The sequence below is a fragment of the Streptomyces sp. NBC_01237 genome, assembly GCF_035917275.1.
Lineage (GTDB): Bacteria > Actinomycetota > Actinomycetes > Streptomycetales > Streptomycetaceae > Streptomyces.
The window spans coordinates 6,995,234-7,012,232 of record NZ_CP108508.1 but is presented as its reverse complement, the minus strand read 5'-3'; the positions used below and the strand labels follow the sequence as shown (position 1 = coordinate 7,012,232).

Annotated in this window: 13 protein-coding genes; 7 read left to right on the top strand and 6 right to left on the bottom strand. The window is 72.0% G+C overall.

Annotation, left to right across the window (positions count from 1 at the left end; translation table 11 throughout):
• Positions 1-39: 39 nt before the first annotated feature.
• Positions 40-831: an NPP1 family protein gene (locus OG251_RS31225; RefSeq protein ID WP_326680230.1), complete on the top strand. Its 792-nt coding sequence runs from the start codon at positions 40-42 to the stop codon at positions 829-831.
• A gap of 88 nt (positions 832-919) precedes the next feature.
• On the opposite strand, the gene OG251_RS31220 is transcribed toward OG251_RS31225, so the two are convergent.
• Positions 920-1,657 carry a DUF4232 domain-containing protein gene (locus OG251_RS31220; protein WP_326680229.1) on the bottom strand — a complete coding sequence of 246 codons (738 nt, stop codon included), beginning with the start codon at positions 1,655-1,657 and terminating at the stop codon, positions 920-922.
• Between the two features lie 393 nt (positions 1,658-2,050).
• Between OG251_RS31220 and OG251_RS31215 the strand changes: the two genes are divergently transcribed.
• Positions 2,051-3,589 carry a sugar transferase gene (locus tag OG251_RS31215; RefSeq protein WP_326680228.1) on the top strand — a complete coding sequence of 513 codons (1,539 nt, stop codon included), beginning with the start codon at positions 2,051-2,053 and terminating at the stop codon, positions 3,587-3,589.
• Positions 3,590-3,634: 45 nt separating this feature from the next.
• On the opposite strand, the gene OG251_RS31210 is transcribed toward OG251_RS31215, so the two are convergent.
• The gene (locus OG251_RS31210) at positions 3,635-4,618 is read right to left on the bottom strand and encodes a GDP-L-fucose synthase family protein (protein WP_326680227.1); all 984 of its coding nucleotides are present in this window, start codon (positions 4,616-4,618) and stop codon (positions 3,635-3,637) included.
• A 114-nt stretch (positions 4,619-4,732) separates the two neighbouring features.
• Between OG251_RS31210 and gmd the strand changes: the two genes are divergently transcribed.
• The 4 genes from gmd (at position 4,733) to OG251_RS31190 (ending at position 9,867) form a co-directional block, all read left to right on the top strand.
• Entirely contained in the window at positions 4,733-5,746 is a 1,014-nt protein-coding gene (gene gmd, locus OG251_RS31205) for a GDP-mannose 4,6-dehydratase (protein WP_326680226.1), read from the top strand.
• Positions 5,747-6,086: 340 nt separating this feature from the next.
• Complete coding sequence (locus OG251_RS31200; protein ID WP_326680225.1) at positions 6,087-8,339, top strand: LamG domain-containing protein; 2,253 nt, start codon at positions 6,087-6,089, stop codon at positions 8,337-8,339.
• Entirely contained in the window at positions 8,339-9,043 is a 705-nt protein-coding gene (locus OG251_RS31195) for a hypothetical protein (protein WP_326680224.1), read from the top strand. The genes OG251_RS31200 and OG251_RS31195 overlap by 1 nt, the downstream gene beginning before the upstream one ends.
• Positions 9,040-9,867, top strand: coding sequence for a glycosyltransferase family 2 protein (locus OG251_RS31190; RefSeq protein ID WP_326680223.1), 828 nt, complete (start codon positions 9,040-9,042; stop codon positions 9,865-9,867). The genes OG251_RS31195 and OG251_RS31190 overlap by 4 nt, the downstream gene beginning before the upstream one ends.
• Positions 9,868-9,927: 60 nt before the next feature.
• On the opposite strand, the gene OG251_RS31185 is transcribed toward OG251_RS31190, so the two are convergent.
• Positions 9,928-11,091, bottom strand: coding sequence for a glycosyltransferase (locus tag OG251_RS31185; protein WP_326680222.1), 1,164 nt, complete (start codon positions 11,089-11,091; stop codon positions 9,928-9,930).
• A 104-nt stretch (positions 11,092-11,195) separates the two neighbouring features.
• Between OG251_RS31185 and OG251_RS31180 the strand changes: the two genes are divergently transcribed.
• A complete protein-coding gene (locus tag OG251_RS31180) occupies positions 11,196-12,707 on the top strand; it encodes a hypothetical protein (RefSeq protein WP_326680221.1) in 1,512 nt (503 codons plus the stop codon).
• On the opposite strand, the gene OG251_RS31175 is transcribed toward OG251_RS31180, so the two are convergent.
• Genes OG251_RS31175 through OG251_RS31165 form a run of 3 tightly spaced genes read right to left on the bottom strand, consistent with a single transcriptional unit; the run spans position 12,676 to position 16,918 of the window.
• Positions 12,676-13,920, bottom strand: a complete 1,245-nt coding sequence (locus tag OG251_RS31175; RefSeq protein WP_326680220.1) for a hypothetical protein — start codon at positions 13,918-13,920, stop codon at positions 12,676-12,678. The genes OG251_RS31180 and OG251_RS31175 overlap by 32 nt on opposite strands.
• A gap of 20 nt (positions 13,921-13,940) precedes the next feature.
• Positions 13,941-15,623, bottom strand: coding sequence for a lipopolysaccharide biosynthesis protein (locus OG251_RS31170; protein ID WP_326680219.1), 1,683 nt, complete (start codon positions 15,621-15,623; stop codon positions 13,941-13,943).
• Positions 15,620-16,918, bottom strand: a complete 1,299-nt coding sequence (locus OG251_RS31165) for a glycosyltransferase (protein WP_326680218.1) — start codon at positions 16,916-16,918, stop codon at positions 15,620-15,622. The genes OG251_RS31170 and OG251_RS31165 overlap by 4 nt, the downstream gene beginning before the upstream one ends.
• Positions 16,919-16,999: the final 81 nt, after the last annotated feature.

Below are 16,999 nucleotides of genomic sequence, written 5' to 3'. Positions count from 1 at the left end.
CGGCACATTCCCGCCCGGACGAATCCGAGGACCCACACCATGACCGACAGGCGACGACCGACGGGCCGAAGGGCCCGGACACTGTTCAAGGGCGCGGCCACCGCGCTGTCCGCGGCCGTGCTGGTGCTGGCCTCACCCGCACTGGCCCACGCCGCTCCGCCCCCGGCACTGCCCGGCAACGCGGGGGAGGCCGAACTGCGGTTCCAGCCGGCCTTCGACTACGACAGGGACGGGTGTTACGCGAGCCCGGCCATCGGACCCGACGGCACCATCGCACCCGGTCTGAAGATCGGCGGGGACGTCAACGGCAACTGCCGTGACCTCTCCGACCTGGAGAACAGCAACAGCTACTCCCGGGAGAAGTGCAACAACGGCTGGTGCGCCTACATGTACGCGCTCTACTTCGAGAAGGACCAGGTCTCGCTCGGCGGGGGCAGCGCCGGTCACCGCCACGACTGGGAGCACGTCGTGGTCTGGGTCCGGGGCGACCAGGTCGAGTACGTGTCCACCTCGGCCCACGGCGGGTTCGCGGTCCACCCCCGCTCGGAGGTGTTGTTCGAGGGCTCGCACCCGAAGGTCGTCTACCACAAGGACGGGGGGAGCACCCACTGCTTCCGGACCGCCGCCGCCCACGACGACCCGCCGGAGAACCATCGGGGCACATGGCAGTACCCCACGCTCGTCGGCTGGAACGGCTACCCCGGGGGACTGCGCGACAAGCTCGCCGCAGCGGACTTCGGCAGCGCTCTCCTCGGCATCAAGGACGGCCAGTTCAACGGGCACCTGGCGCGTGCGAAGCCGTCCGGCATCCCCTTCGACCCGGAGGGCTGAGCCGGCCCCTGGGGTCCCGGCGCAGCGCGGACGCGGTCACCCGCTCGATGAGCGGGTGACCGCGGAACCGCCTGTGGTGCGCGGAGTCCTAGAAGTCGTCGGCGCCGTTGCGCAGCTCGTACGTCCAGTAGCCGGTCTTCGCGACGGCGTCGTCGACGGCGATGCCGCCCTTGGGCGCGGTCACGGTCTTGCTGCCCTCGGCGGGGCCGTCGGCGGCGAAGAGGTTCACATAGAAGGAGGTGACGGCGTGGTTCTGCTCGTCGACGCCTCCGTTGTTGATCCGCACGGCCGCGTAGGCCGGGGCGCCGGGCTCCAGCACGATGGGGGTGCCCGGCTTGCTCTTGGCGACCGGCGGGACGTCCTTGGAGGTCTGGGGAAGGTCACCGAACGCGACCAGCGGGTACTGGAGCAGGGTGCAGGTCTTGCCCGAGGTGTTCTTCGCCGTCAGCGTGATGTGCGTGGTGGGCACGCCGTCCTGCTTGGCCGCGGTGACCTTCACGTCGTTGGCGGTGCAGGCGGGGGCCGTGACACCGGCCTTCTTCTTGGCGCCCGCCTGCGTGGCACCGGCGGTGGCACCGGCGGTGCCCGAACCGGAGGTGCCCGAGCCCGCGGTGCTCGAACCGGTCGTTCCCGCGCCCTCGGTACCCGATCCGGTGGTGCCCGTGCCCGCTTCGCCCTCGGCGGCCTCGGCGGCCTTCGGTGCCGAGACGGGCGCGGCGCCGTCCTTCTTGCCGCTGTCGTCGCCACCGCAGGCGGTGAGCGCCATGCTGAGGGCGGCGACGGCGGTCGCGGCGAGAACGGCAGGGCGGCGGATGGAGGTACGCATGTGGGGCTCCCCGTGAGATGCGGTGGGTCTGTGGTCGATGTCCGTTGCCGGGCATCCGGTCCGTGGTCTGGTCACAGCTTGCGGCCCCGCCCTGCCGTTCCGCTGACGTACCGCTGACGTACCGCTGACGCCCCTGGATCAGCCGTCGGACCCTCACCGGGGAGGCCGCAAGCGCTTGCTCAAATCCTTCAAATCCCAACACCCGTACACAGAAGCCGAGATCAATCACGAATGGGATGCCGCGGCCATGCCTCCGATGTGTCTGAACTTCACGAGAACTCCAGCGAAATGGCACCTGTGTGGATATCGTGCACCGAGCGATGGCGCATCCGTCAGTCCATGGGATCGGCGGATGCGCCGCGTTTCTGGGGTGCGACCGTGACTGGGGGGTCCATGGGGCATGTCGAAATACCCGAAACCGATACATCCGGACCGGTAGGGCTCCGGGGCGCGCCGCGCCCCCGCACCGCCGCGTCCCGGACACGCACCGTGGCACCGGAGCAGTTGTGGCGGGCCCCGACCGTGCGGCGCGGCCTTTCGGTCCCGGCCAGGGCCGGGAAGGGGGCGGGACGGCGTCCGTCCCTGCTCGCCCTGACCGAGGCCCTGGCGCTCGCCGTGCCGGCCTGGCTGCTCCTGCGCGCGGGTGACCAGTCGGGGCCGCTGGGCGCCGCGGTCATGGGCGGGCTGGTCTGGGCCGGGCTGCGGGCCTGCCGCGGCCGGTACGCGGACCGGCCGCGCGCCGAGCCGGGCGGGGCGCTGAGCGTGCCCGGCGACTGGCTGCTGCTCATCGGTGCGCTCGCCGTGCTGCGTACGGTGACGGGTGGCTCGGTGGACCCGGCGACGGAGATCGTGGCGCTGGCACCGGGACTGGGGCTGACCGCCCTCGTCACGGGTCTGCGGCCGCTACGGCGGACCGCGCGGCAGGCACGGCGGGTCCTGCTGGTCGGCGAGGCGACGGGGGTCGACCGGGCGGTGCGGCTGCTCACCTCCCGTACCGGCCACGGGTATGACGTGGTGGCCGCGATACCCGTGGGTCCGGTGGCACTGGAGCACGACGTACAGGTCACCGGGCGGCTGGCCTCGTGCCCGGCGGACGACGACGTGTCGACGGTGCTGGGCGGGGCCTTCGCCCACGAGGCGGATCTGGTGCTGGTGGCTCCCGGGCCCCGGATGACCGGGGACCGGCTGCGGCGGCTGGGGTGGGGGCTGCACGACGGGGGCATAGCCCTGTGTGTGCTCTCGGAGCTCTCCGGTGTCGCGGCGGGTCGGGTCAGGCCCGTCGCGGTCGCCGGCCTGACGCTGCTGCACATCTCGCCGCCGCTGCGGCGCGGCCCGCAGGCGGCGGTGAAGGTGCTGCTGGACCGGTGCGGCGCGCTGTTCGGGCTGTTGTTACTGGCCCCGCTGATGCTGGCGGTGGCGCTGAGTGTGCGGGTGTCGTCGCGCGGCCCGGTGTTCCACCGCCAGGTCCGCCAGGGCCAGCACAACCAGCCGTTCACCATGTGGAAGTTCCGCACGATGGTGGCGGACGCGGAGAGCCGCAAGGCGCAGCTCGTCGCGTCCGACGAGGGCGCGGGGCCGATGTTCAAGGTGCGCCGCGATCCGCGGGTGACACCGATCGGCCGGGCGCTGCGCCGCACGTCCGTCGATGAACTCCCCCAGCTGATCAATGTGTTGATGGGACACATGTCCCTGGTGGGGCCCCGCCCGCCACTGCCGGAGGAGGCGTCCCGCTACGACGAGCGGGAACACCGGCGGCTCGCGGTCAAACCGGGTCTCACGGGGCTGTGGCAGGTCAGCGGACGATCGGACCTGTCCTGGCAGGAGACCGTCTCGCTGGACCTCTGGTACGTGGACAACTGGTCGGTGGCCACGGACATGGGGCTTCTCGCCCGTACGGTGCGCGCCGTCACCGACGGCCGCGGGGCCTACTGAGAGCGGGCGGGCATGCCGATGCGGGAGCGAGGGCCGGGTGGACGGTCAGGCCGGGGGGGCGGACCGGCCGAGCCACCAGGCGTACGTGCGGGCGATGCCGTCCTTCAGCGGGATCTGCGGTGTGAAGCCGATCGAGGACAGCCGGGAGACGTCGAGGAGTTTGCGCGGGGTCCCGTCCGGCTTCGAGACGTCCCAGGCGATCCGTCCTTGATACCCCGTCACCTCCCGGACCGTTTCGGCGAGTTCCCGGATGGTGAGGTCCTGGCCGCAGCCGATGTTGACGGGTTCGTCGCTGTCGTAGCTCTCCAGCAGCCGTACGCAGGCGGCGGCGAGGTCGTCGACGTGGAGGAACTCGCGGCGGGGGCTTCCGGAGCCCCACAGGGTGACCTCGGGCGCGTTGTCCCGCTTCGCCTCGTGGAAGCGGCGGATCAGTGCGGGCAGGACGTGCGAGGTCTCCAGGTCGAAGTTGTCGCCGGGCCCGTAGAGATTGGTGGGCATGGCGCTGATGTACGCGGCGCCGTACTGCCTCCGGTACGCCTGGATCTGGGTGATTCCGGCGATCTTGGCCAGGGCGTACGCCTCGTTGGTCGGCTCCAGCGGGCCGGTGAGCAGCGCGTCCTCGCGGATCGGCTGGGGGGCGTGCTTGGGGTAGATGCAGGAGGACCCGAGGAACAGCAGCCGCCCGGTCCCGGCGGTGTGCGCTCCGGCGATCACGCTGAGCTGGATGCGGAGGTTGTCCTCCAGGAACTGCACCGGAGAAGTGCTGTTGGCCATGATCCCGCCGACCTTGGCGGCGGCCAGGACGACGGCGTCCGGCCGGCTGTCGCGCAGATACGCCTCGGTCGGCGCCGCCTCGCGCAGATCGAGCAGTTCGCGGCCGCGGGTGAGCACCTCATGGCCTTCGGCGGTGAGGCGGCGCACCAGTGCCGAGCCGACGAGACCGCGGTGACCCGCCACGAATATGCGGGAGCCGGGGCGCAGTAGGGGGCGGACGGGTTCCTGGGGAGGGCCGGGGAGATCGGTCGTCATGGCTCGGATTGTGCCAGCGGCCGCACCTCGCCGAGACCTTTTGCCGCAGAACATTCCAAAGTCCGAAATTTCGATGACCGACTCGCCCCTCGGGCGAACACAGAAGGGGGAGCCGTGGCGAAGACCGCGTTCATCACCGGCGTGACCGGCCAGGACGGTTCGTATCTGGCCGAGTTGCTGCTCGACAAGGGGTACACGGTCCACGGGCTGATACGTCGCTCGTCGAGCTTCAACACCGAGCGGATCGATCACATCTACCAGGGCCCCGAGGAGGCGGACCGCTCGTTCGTGCTGCATCACGCCGATCTGGCGGACGGCGTCGCGCTGGTGAATCTGCTGCGCGACATCCGGCCCGACGAGGTCTACAACCTCGGTGCGCAGTCGCACGTCCGGGTCTCGTTCGACGCCCCGCTGTACACCGGCGATGTCACCGGGCTCGGCGCCGTCCGGCTGCTGGAGGCGGTCCGGGCCAGCGGCATCGAGACCCGGATCTACCAGGCGTCGTCCTCCGAGATGTTCGGCGCCAGCCCGCCGCCGCAGAACGAGCACACCCCGTTCCATCCGCGCAGCCCGTACAGCGTCGCCAAGGCGTACGCATACTGGGCTACGGTCAACTACCGTGAGGCGTATGGAATGTTCGCGGTCAACGGCATTCTGTTCAACCATGAGTCCCCGCGCCGCGGCGAGACCTTCGTGACCCGGAAGATCACGCGCGGGGTCGCCCGGATCAGGGCCGGTCTCCAGGACCGGCTCCACCTGGGCAATCTCGACGCGGTACGGGACTGGGGGTACGCCCCCGAGTATGTGGACGCCATGTGGCGGATGCTCCAGTGCGACACCCCGGACGACTATGTGGTGGCCACCGGCGAGGGGGTCAGCGTCCGGCAGTTCCTGGAATTCGCCTTCGAGCACGCGGGCCTGGACTGGCGGGAGCATGTGCGCCACGACCCGAAGTACGAGCGCCCGAGCGAGGTCGACGCACTGATCGGGGACGCGTCCAAGGCGGAGGAACTGCTCGGCTGGAAGCCCGTCGTGAGGTCGCGGGAGCTGGCCCGGATCATGGTGGACGCGGACATCCGGCAGCTGAGCGACCAGCTCACCGGGGCCGCCGTGCGGGTGGACCGGTGAGAGGGCCGGGCGCCACCGCCGGCCGCACCACGATGCCCCTCCCCGGCGCCCGGACCGGGCCACGCACCGCCATGCCCCTCCCCGGCGCCAGGACCGGGCCGCCACTCCCCCACAGCACCCGGCCGGCGCCCGCCGCGTCCGTGCCGGGGACCCACACCGGCGCGACCTCGGACCCCACCGGTCACCCGGTGGAGCCGAACGCGTCCGCACCGGGCGGGGCCCTGGGCCCCGCCCACTCACTCGCCCTCACCGGCAGCGGAACGGACCGTCTCCGCGTCCGGCCGGGCGAGGCAGGAACCGCGGCCCGAGTGCCGCAGCTCGTTCTCACCTTCGGAGCTGAATGATGAACGGAAGTACGGGGCGAAGCCCTGGGAGACGCGGCCGAGTGCGGGCCGCCGCCATCGCCCTCTGCCTGCTGGCCGCAGTCCTGACCACGAACGCGGTCACCGCCTCCCGGACGGCCGCGCTGACCCCGCCGGTGTCGATCACCGCGGACGATCTCACCACCTGGCAGACCAACGGGATCGTCTGGACGATGGCCGCGAGGGACGGTGTCGTGTACGCGGGCGGCACCTTCTCCACCGTGCGTCCGCCGGAGGCCGCGCCGGGCACCGCCGAACGGCCGGCCGTCAACTTCGCGGCGTTCGACGCGGCGACCGGGGAGCCGACCGGCTGCACCCTCTCGTTCACGCAGTCGTCGGGGACCGCGACCGTACGGGCGCTGACTCTCTCGCCGGACGGCGCAACCCTGTACGCGGGGGGCCAGTTCGGTGCGGTGAACGGCGTCGGGGTCAGCAACATCGCGGCGATCGACACCGCGACCTGCACCCCGCGCGACGATTTCAAGATCTCCGTCTCGGCGACCGTGCGGGCGCTCGCCGTCACCGACGGGACCGTCTATCTGGGCGGGGACTTCAACAGCGTGGGCGGTCAGACCCGGAACAAGTTCGCCGCCGTCACCACGGGCGCGGATCTGCTGCCGTTCAAGGCGAACGCGGACGAGGTGGCACGGGCGGTCGAGGTGACCCCGGACGGCCGGCACGTGCTGCTCGGCGGGGACTTCTTCACCGTCAACGGCACCAAGTCGCACGCCCTGGCCGTGGTCGACGCCACCACCGGCGCGCTGACCAAGAGCTATCCCGGTTTCATCCCGGACACCTCCACGGTCCAGGACCTGACGACCGACGCCACCGGCTTCTACACGGCCAACGAAGGCACCGGCGGCGGTGTCTTCGACGGCAGGATCGCGATCGACCTGGACGACTTCCAGCAGCGGTGGCGCGACACCTGCCTCGGGGCGACACAGGCGCTGCTGATCCACTCGGGCGTGCTGTACAGCGGCAGTCACGCCCACGACTGCTCCAGCATGGGCGAGTTCCCGGACCAGGAGCGCAAGCACCTGCTGGCCCAGTCGGTCGACGACCCCAAGCTGCTGCCGTGGTTCCCGGACACGAACGACGGCATCGGGGAGCCGGTGGGGCCCCGGTCGATGTCCCAGACGGACAGCGGAGGCCGCCACTACCTCTGGGTCGGCGGGGAGTTCACCACGGTCAACGGCTCGCCCCAGCAGGGGCTGACCCGGTTCTCCGACGGGGCGGACACCGGAGCGCCCTGGGTGCCCAACGTCAGTCTCTCCACGGTCACTCCGGACCGGATCACCGTCAACTGGCAGACCAGCTTCGACACCGACGACGGCCAGCTGACCTACCGGATCTACAAGGACGGGGCGAGCACCCCCGTACACACCACGACGGGCTACTCGCTGTTCTGGGACCGGCCGCAGCTCACCTGGGCGGACACCGATGTGGCGGCGGGCGAGACCCACTCGTACCGGATCACCGCGAGCGACGGCACCAACACGAGCGCCAAGTCCCCGGCGCAGTCGGCCACCGTGGCGACCGCCACGCACCGCTACCCGGCGCGGGTGCTGGCGGACGGGGCCTCGCTGTACTGGCGCTACGACGAGGGCTCCGCGACCTTCGCCGCCGACACGGGCAGCGCGCTGAGCAACGGGTTCCTGCGCAACGGTCCGGCCTACCGGCAGACCCCGGCCGCCATCTCCGGTGACTCCACGGCGATCGGCTTCAACGGCCTCGACGAGTACGTGTACGGCAACAAGCGCTACGCGCAGCCCACCCGCTTCTCCGCGGAGACCTGGATCAAGACCACCACCACCCGCGGCGGGAAGATCATCGGGTTCGCGAACAAGATCATGCAGAACAGCACCACGTTCGACAAGCACGTCTACATGCGCAACGACGGGCGGCTGGTCTTCGGCGTACGCAGCGGGAGCATCCGCACCGTCACCACGACCGGTGCGTACAACGACGGCAAGTGGCACCATGTCGTGGCCACCCAGGGCACCGGCGGCATGGCGCTGTACGTCGACGGGCAGCTGCGCGCGTCGAACTTGCTGTACACGGCCAACGAGAGCTACCCGGGTTACTGGCGGGTCGGCGGCGACAACCTGTCCGGCTGGCCGAACCGTCCGACCAGCAACTACTTCGCCGGTCAGATCGACGAGACCGCCGTCTACCCGACCGCGCTGAGCGCTTCGCAGGTCAGCGCGCACTACGCCCTGAGGAATGGCTGATGCGGTATCCGTTCCTGGCCGGTGCCGCCGTCGTCGTGATGACGGCGGCACTGGCCGCCTGCGGCTCGTCCGCCGACGGGAACGGTTCGAAGGCCGCGGGTGCCAGGAGCCCCGCGGCCTCCGGGCCCGCCGCCACCGGACCGTCCGCCGCGGACCCGGCCGCCGAACCGGGGTCCGGTCCCGGCGCCGGACCGACGAGCGAGGCGCCGAAGGTGCCCGCCGACCGGATCACCCCGGCCACCGGCTCCTTCACCGAGGAGCAGAAGGGGTATCTGGTGAACCGGGTCCCCCGGGGCATGGACCCGGCCGCCGTGCTCCAGACCGGGCAGGAGACCTGCGGCCGGATCGGCTATCTGGTCAAGGCCGACCGGGAGACCGCCGTCGGCGCGATCGTGACCGGAGAGGTCCCGGACGCGAAGCCCGCCATCGCCCATCTGTGCACCCAGCACCGCGCGTTGGTGGAGGAGGCCGCCCGCGGCTACCCGGACGGCGTGCACAGTGGCAAGATCCTGCGGCCGGGCCGCTACCACTCCGTCTCCCCCACCGACAGCTGCTCCTGGCAGATCGCCGGGGCGGACGGCAAGGACCTGGGGTCGGGCACCTCCGGCTCCGGGAAGCGGGTGGAGATCACCCTCCCGAAGACGGCCCGCACCTTCACCTCCACAGGCTGCTACGCCTGGCTGCCCGAAGGAGAGACCGGATGACCAGACTGCCGATCGCCGTGGCGATCCCCACGAAGAACGAGGGCCTGAACATCGCCGAGGCGGTGAAGTCGGTGCTCGGCCACTTCGAGGCGGTCGTCGTCGTGGACTCCCACAGCACCGACGACACGGCGAAGATCGCCGAGGAGTGCGGGGCCGAGGTGATCACCTACACCTGGGACGGAGGGCATCCGCGCAAGAAGCAGTGGTGCCTGGACCATGTCCGCACGGACCTGGACTGGATTCTCCTGCTGGACGGCGACGAACGGCTCAGCCCCGGTCTGCTGGCGGAACTGCGGGAGATCTTCGCCGATCCGGCGGCACCGAAACCCGCGGCATATGACATACCACTGGGCTACTGGTTCTCCGGGAAGCGGCTGAAGCACGGCTACACCATCCGCAAGCGGTCCCTGACCGACCGCACCCGCTGCCACTATCCGGAGGTCGGGGACCTCGACGCGCCCGGGATCGGGGAGGTCGAGGGCCACTACCAGCCGGTCGCCCCGACCGCGGGCTCACTCCGCAGTCCCATCGAGCACCAGGACCTCGATCCGGTCACCGCCTGGTTCGAGCGGCACAACCGGTACTCCGACTGGGAGGCATGGCTGGAGCACCACCCCGACGTCAAGGAGCAGGTGCGGAAGGTCAAGTCCCGGCAGGGGCAGCTCTTCCACAAGGCGCCGTTCAAGCCGCTGGTGTCGTTCGCGTACATGTACCTCTACCGGCGGGGCTTCATGGACGGGCGGGCGGGCTTCGACTTCGCACTGGCGATGAGCTTCTACCGCTGGCAGATCGCGCTCAAGTCACGGGAGAACCACTCGGGTTGAGCTGTGCCCGGTGCCGGCCGGGCCGCACGCACCGGTCCAGGCCGGTGGAGCCGGGTGCGGTCAGCCGGCCCTCCGGCGGACCACGTCCTCGTAGGTCCGCCGGAGAGCGGCGGTCACGACGCCGATGGTGAAGTCCTCACCGACCAGCTCCCAGGCCGCCTTTCCCGCCGCCTCGTTGGCGCCGGGCTCCAGGAGGGCGAGGATCGCCGCGGCGACCTTCTCCGCGTTGGCCGCGTCCTCGCCCACCCGGCTGTCGATCACCCGGCCGGCCCCCGCTCGTGCCACATCGGGGCCGAGGCCGCAGGTGCGGGTGATGACGACGGGTGTACCGACGGACATGGCTTCGAGCACGGAGACCCCGAGCGGTTCCTCGATCGACGGCAGCACATAGACGTCCGCCTCCCGCCCGGCGGCGAGGACCTCCTCGTGGCCGAGCGGTCCGACATGGTCCAGGGAGTCCGACACCCCGAGCCTGCGGGCCAGTTCCAGGGTTCCGGGAAGGGCGCCGGTGTCCGGTCCCGCCAGCACGAAGCGCGCGTCGGGATACGCCGCCAGGACGGTCGGCATCGCACCGACGAAGTCCTCCGGCCGCTTGCGTTCCTGGATCCGGGCGAGGAAGAGGACGGTCGGGGGCCGGTCCGGGTCGCGTGCGGGCTTGCGCTCCTGCGGGCGCACCCCGTTGACCAGCCGTACGGTGCGGGTGAGCGGGACGGGCGCGGCGACGGCGTTCACATCGAGGCGCTCGGTCTCCGTCAGATGCAGTACGGCATCGGCGCGGCGCAGTACCGTCCGCACCCCCAGCAGATCGGTGAGCCGGGCGACCCTGTTCTCGGTCGGGTCGACCATGCCGTGTGTCTGGAGGACCAGCGGGGTGCGGGTGGCCAGGGCGAGCAGGGCGGCGGGCAGGGTCACCAGGTCGCGCATCAGATGGATGTGCACGAGGTCGGCGCCCCGCATCATGCGGCGGGCGGCCAGCAGCAGCGCGCCGGAGGTGATGCCGCTGACCTCGAACCTGGGCAGCAGATGACGGGCCCGGAAGAGGTGGACGGGAACTCCCTCGACCTCGCGCGGCAGTTCGCCGTCGCCGAAGCCGTCGCCCAGGGCCATGATGCGGGCGTCGTCGCCGTCCGCGCGCTGGATCTTCGACAGGTTGAGCGCCACCCGGGTCGGGCCGCCGAAGGCGTGGTCCGGGGTGTGCAGTGTGACGACGTGCAGGATCTTCACCAGGGTTCCCTCGACCTCGGCCGACTGTTCACAGACTAGTCATCGCATCCTCCCAAGTGGGCTGATTCGTTAGAGTGTTCACCGGTCCACGGAACGGGGGACGCATGACGTCCGTGCAGGAACCGGCGCCGTCCGCACCCGTGCGCGGCGGTGGTCCGGGGCCGCTCCAGCCCCCGGCCCGGCCGATGGCATGGGCGATGCTGTCGCGGGCGCTCGCCGTGCCGCTGATCCTGGGTCTGGTGTGCTTCCTGCCCGCCGTGATCGCCGCGCAGCCCGGCACGGGGGTCCGGGACAGCGGCTACTGGCTCCAGCTCGCGCTGACCTGTTACGCGGGCGCCCGCCTCGCCACCATGATCCTGTCCACCCGGCGACGGCTGCTCCAGGGCGTCTTCTGGATGTTCGTGTACATCGCGATGGGTGTGGCGCCTTTCGCCCAGGCGGTGATCGGGCAGACGCCGACCCCGCTGGTCGGACCCCGCTCGGATCTGGTGACGGCCGTCGCGATGATCCTCGTGGGCTGTGCCGCGTTCGATCTGGGGGCCCTGCTGGCCTCCCGGCGGCCGCTGCGGCGCCGCACCGGCGGGCGCGGCACGACGGGCCCGGCCACCGCGCACCCGGTGCGGCTGCGACTGCTGGTGCTGCTCGCCTTCGCGGCGAGCGCGTACTACGTGCTGAAGCTCGGCGGGCCCGCCGTCTTCTTCTCCAGCCGTCAGGAGATCAGCGCGTCCGTCGCGGCCAGCGGGGTCGCGTCCACGGAGTCGAATGTGGGATCGGCCTTTCTGAAGGGCTTCGGTACGGTCCCCGCGCTGCTGGCGCTGCTCTTCTACACACGGCGCCTGGTGACCTCGCGCCGGGCCCGCCGCTCACCGTCGACGGTGCTGGTGTGGGCGGGTCTGGCGCTGCTCAACATCGTCGTGAACAACCCGGTCTCCAACGCCCGTTACTGGTTCCTGACGGTTCTGGTCTCCCTGCTGTTCACCGCGTTCCCGAGCAGCGCCGCGATGTACCGCTCGGTGCTCGCGACGGGCGTCGTCGGGGCCCTGGTGCTGTTCCCGTACGCGGACCGGTTCCGGTACGACGACGAGGGGTACCGGCCCGTCCAGTCGGCGTCCGTCTTCGAGCCGCTGGCCACCAAGGACTACGACCAGACGGTGATGTTCGCCAACACCATCTCGTGGGTCGACACGCGCGGCCACACCTACGGCCGTCAACTGGCCGGCTCCGGACTGTTCTTCGTGCCCAGGGCGGTGTGGAGCGGCAAGCCGGAGGACACCGGGGTCCGGGTCGGGCAGTGGATGGGTATGAACATGACCAATCTGTCGGCCCCGCTGTGGACGGAGTTCTGGGTGGACTTCGGTCCGGCCGGGATGGCCGGTGGTCTGGCCCTGATCGGCTACGCGGCAGCCCGCACCGACCGCAGGTACGCGCTGGCCGTCTCCCGGGACGGGCCGGGGCCCGGCAGCGTCCTGGCGATCGCGGCGCCGCTCATCGCCGGTTACACCTTCATCCTGCTGCGCGGGCCGCTGCTCCAGTCCGTGGGCAAGCTCGCCATCGCCGCGCTGTGCCTGCTGCTGGTGAGCGGTTTCAGGGACCGGAAGGGACGGGGTCCGCACTGACGGCCGCTTCCGGTGCGGGGTTCCGGCGGCGCAGCCGGGACACCCGCGTCCAGGTGGCGGCGGCCTTGCAGACCGATCCCAGGCACAGGCCCCAGGCGGCGCCGGGCACCCCGGCGAGCAGATAGCCGCCGGTCAGGAAGGCGACGGCGGCCAGCGAGAACACCACCTGGATGGCGAGGGTGGTCCGGGGGTCGAGCATCCGCAGGGCCAGCAGCCCACAGGTGCCCACCGCCATCGCCGCGTACTGGCTGCCGGTCGCGGGAAGCAGCGCCGAGGCCGCGGGCCAGGTGTCGCCCAGCAGTTGACGGCCGGCGGCGTCGGGCAGCAGGGCGAGCACGGTGGCCCAGGCGGCGGCGGTCGCGGCCAGGACCGCGGCGAGTACGGCGGTGGCCCGTACCCTGCGGCGCTCGTCCCCGACCCGGCCGAGCAGCGGGGGGCCGAAGCCGGTGGCCGAGGTGAACAGCACGTTCAGCGGTCCGAACAGGGTGGTCGCCCCGCGCAGCGCGCCCACCAGCAGGGGGTTGCCGACCGTGCCGAGAGCGAGGACGGAGAGCTGGCCGGTCGCGTTGCCCACCCCGAACTCCACGACGAAGCGGCGGCCGAGGTGGCCGCGTCGCAGCAGGGGGCGCAGGCTCAGCGGGGTCCCGGCCACCTCGCGGTGGAGCAGTGCGGCGGAGAGCAGGAGGGCGGGCAGCGCGGACAGCCCCCAGACGGCGATCAGCCGGGCGGCCCCGGCGCCGTACGGCTGTGTGGACAGCGCGGCCAGCACACAGCCGAGCCGGAGCAGATCGGCCGTCAGCGCGAGGTGGGGCTGCTGGAGGGCGGAGAAGGCGTAGCGCACGGCGTCCTGGCCGAGGACCACGGGCAGCACGACGCCCAGCATCAGCAGGGCGCGGGCGGTGTCGCCGGGCAGGAAGAGGCAGACCGCGGCGAGAAGCGCGCCGAGCGCCGCCGCGGCGAGCAGGGTGAGGACGACGGCCGAGCGGCAGGCACCGCGGATCTCGTCGCTCCGGCCGCGTTCGAGTACGAGGGGCTGTCCGGTGTGGGCGCCGGAGATGCCGAGCAGCACGGTGAAGACGAGGTACACCGCGGAGAAGCGGGCGAAGTCGGTCGTGGTGGAGAGCCGGGCGGCCGCCACCAGTACCAGGATGTTGGTCAGGGCCGCCACGCCTTGGTCCGCGACCGAGCAGACGATCGCGGTACGCGTCCTCACGGGCGCCCGTGAGGGGGCTTTCATGAACGCCCGGCGGGCAGGTCGTAGGCGCGCAGGCCGAGGGTCTCGGTGGGGTCGCCGGTGGACGCGGGTCCGGCGACGGGAGCGCCCGGACCGCCGCCGGTGCGGCGGCGTGCGGACTTCTGCCGCTTGGCGCGCCGCGTGCGGGCGAGTTGGCCGCGGGCGGGGTGGTGCAGCAGGGCGCCGAGCACGGAGCCGCCGGACGCGCCGATGATCTCGCGGATGCGTTCCAGGTCGCTGCGGTGCACCTCGCGCGGGTCGCAGACGACCATGACGCCCTCCACCCGGTCCACCAGGGCGACCGCGTCGGCGTACGACAGGACGGGGGGGGCGAGGACGATGACCACGGCTCCGGGCCGGTCGGCCTCGGCGACGATACGGCCGACGGGCGCGGAGGTCAGGGCGCGCGGCACGTTGTCCACCTTGGCCCCGGCCACCAGGGCGAAGGCGCCGGAGCCGGGGACGTCGACGTTGGCGCGGCTGCCCGCGGGCCAGGCGCCGCCGCCCTCGTGGGCCCAGCGGGGCCGGGCGCCGTGGGCCGCCAGGTCCAGTTGGCGGGCCAGCGACGGGGTGCGCAGATCGGCCTCGACGAGGAGCACGTCGCGGCCCATCTCGGCGAAGGCGGCGGCCAGGTTGACCGCCGCCGCTGCCGCTGCCGTGTTGTCGTCGCGGGGCGCGGTGACCAGCAGACGGCGGCTCTGGGCGAACGCCGGGTCGTAGGCGAGCCGGAACGCCACCGCCCGGTACTCCTCGGCGAGCCTGCTGCCGCCGCGGCCGATCGCGAGCAGGGAGCCCGTGGCCGTGCGTTCGCGGGGCAGGGTGCCGAGCAGCGGGGCGCCGAGGGAGCGGACGAGTTCGCGGGTGGAGCGGACGGCCGGGTCGAAGACGAGACGCACCCAGGAGAGCAGCAGGCCGAGCGCGAGGCCGAGGACGCCGCCGAGTCCGAGCAGCAGCGGCAGACCGGCTCCGGTCGGCCGCGTCGGGGCGACGGGCTTCTTGTTGAGATAGCCGGGGGTGGTGTCCAGGGCCTTCAACTCGGAAATTTTCCGGGTGAGTTCGGAGATGGAGACGATGAGGCTTGCGCGGGCGCTGCTCACGTCGTCGGCTTCGTCCGCCCCGATCTGCTGCTCCAGCAGATCGCGCTTGTCCTCCAGCGGTTCGAGCTGGGCCCGGTAGCCGATGGCCATGTTCGCGATGCTCTCCTCGGTGCGCGCCTTGCGGTGGGCGAGGTAGGCGTTGGCGAGGGCCTCGGCGCGGACGCCGGCCTGGGCGGGGGTGCTGCCGGTGTAGGAGAAGCGGAGCGTGAGGGTGTTGGGCGGGTTGGTGACCTGGAGGCCGGCGAGCAGTTGCCCGGGGAGGACAGGGTCGCCCTGCTCGGCCAGGGTCTGTGCGGCCAGGGTGCCGACGGTGTCACTGACGGCGTTCTGCCGCTCGGAGCCGATGTTGATGCCCTTGTCCGCCGAGGCGCCGGTGGCGAAGGGGTCGGCGGTGGCGGTACGGACCTGGACCTCGCCCGTGGCGGTGTAGGTGTCCTCACCGGCGAGGGCCAGGTAGCCGCCGCCCAGGAGGCCGACGACGACACCGGCGGCCAGCAGCGAGCGGTAGCGCAGGAGCTGGCGGAACTGGTCGCGCAGCAGCGCCGGTTCGTCCTGTTCCTCCAGGGCTCGGATCGAATGCGTCATCGGGGCGGGCTCCCTTGTGCGTTCCCTGAAGCGTTTCCGTGCGCGTCGTGCCGTACGTCGCCGAGGAGCTCGGCCAGCAGGGCGTCGAAGCGGGCCAGTCCCGCCTCCCGGCTCAGGTGGTGGGTGACATAGCGCGGTCCGTGGGCGCCGAGCGCGTCCGCCGTGGCGGGGTCCCCCGCGAGCTTGCGTACGGCGGCCAGCAGGGCGTCCGGGTCCTCGGGGCCGACGAGCACCCCGGCACCCGAGCGGCGCACCTCGTCCGCGGTGCCGCCCCCGTCGGCGACGGAGGCGACGACCGGGCGCCCCGAGACGAAGTAGGAGGTGAGTTTGGACGGGACGCTCATATCGAGGACCGAGGCACGCTGGGTCACCGCGAGGACATCGGCGGCGGCGAGGACGTCGGTGAACTCCCCGGCTCCGGCAGGCGGCAGGAAGTCGAGGTTGGCCAGCCCCGCGGCGCGGGCGCGCAGCGCGTCGCGCTGGTTGCCGTCGCCCATCAGCACGACCCGGACGTCCGGTGCCCGGCGCGCCGCGTCGACCAGCACTTCAAGCCCCTGCTTGAGGCCCATGTTGCCGGAGTGCAGCAGGACCGGGGTGCCCTCGGCCCAGCCCAGCCGGGCCCGGGTGGCCGCCCGGTCGGCGGTCGGAACCCGCACATGGGTCCAGTTGGGCACCGTCCGGATGCGGGCGGGGTCCACACCGAGCGCCCTGACGCCGGGGACGAAGCTCTCGTGGATGACCCCGACGAGTGCCGCGCCGCGCAGGGCGTAGCGCTCGGCGGCAGCGGCGACCGAGGCGGCCCGGCCGCCTCCCCGGATACCGCTCTGCGCGGCCGCCGCGCCCATCAGGTCCTGGACGACGGGGAGGTAGGGGACGCCGTGGCGGTGGGCGATCCGGGCGCCGATGACACCGCCCGCGAGGCTCGGCATCTGGGCGATCACGGCGTCCGGCCGTCCGGGCGGCGGCGCGAGGAGCCCGTGCCCGAGGACACTGGCCTCGAACGCCGCCCTGCGCAGCGCCGTCTGACGGGAGGGCACATAGTGTCTTCGGCGGTGGACGACGACGCCCTCACGGCTCTCCGTGGCCCGCCACACACCCCGGTAGCGGGCGTCGAGGCGCCACGACGGGTAGTGCGGCATGCCGGTGAGCACCTGGAGCCGGGCGCCGGAGGCGGCCCAGTGCTCGGCGAGCTGGGTGGCGTACGGGCCGATGCCCGTGAGCTCCGGTGCGTAGTTGGTCGAGACCACCAGAAGACGGCGGTTCTCGAACGGCCTGTGCTGGTCGCCAGCGGACATCACACGATCGCCTTCCCCCCGGAACAGCATCCGCCCCCCTCGGGGAACAGCCCACAGCTGAGCTTATCCGTTCACGCGTTG

Bases quoted from the DNA above. Each gene is read 5' to 3' on its own strand.
- OG251_RS31220 (WP_326680229.1), bottom strand. From the start codon at position 1,657: ATGCGTACCTCCATCCGCCGCCCTGCCGTTCTCGCCGCGACCGCCGTC.
- OG251_RS31170 (WP_326680219.1), bottom strand. From the start codon at position 15,623: ATGACGCATTCGATCCGAGCCCTGGAGGAACAGGACGAACCGGCGCTG.
- OG251_RS31210 (WP_326680227.1), bottom strand. From the start codon at position 4,618: ATGACGACCGATCTCCCCGGCCCTCCCCAGGAACCCGTCCGCCCCCTA.
- OG251_RS31215 (WP_326680228.1), top strand. From the start codon at position 2,051: ATGGGGCATGTCGAAATACCCGAAACCGATACATCCGGACCGGTAGGG.
- OG251_RS31195 (WP_326680224.1), top strand. From the start codon at position 8,339: ATGCGGTATCCGTTCCTGGCCGGTGCCGCCGTCGTCGTGATGACGGCG.
- OG251_RS31225 (WP_326680230.1), top strand. From the start codon at position 40: ATGACCGACAGGCGACGACCGACGGGCCGAAGGGCCCGGACACTGTTC.
- OG251_RS31165 (WP_326680218.1), bottom strand. From the start codon at position 16,918: ATGTCCGCTGGCGACCAGCACAGGCCGTTCGAGAACCGCCGTCTTCTG.
- OG251_RS31190 (WP_326680223.1), top strand. From the start codon at position 9,040: ATGACCAGACTGCCGATCGCCGTGGCGATCCCCACGAAGAACGAGGGC.
- OG251_RS31200 (WP_326680225.1), top strand. From the start codon at position 6,087: ATGATGAACGGAAGTACGGGGCGAAGCCCTGGGAGACGCGGCCGAGTG.
- OG251_RS31180 (WP_326680221.1), top strand. From the start codon at position 11,196: ATGACGTCCGTGCAGGAACCGGCGCCGTCCGCACCCGTGCGCGGCGGT.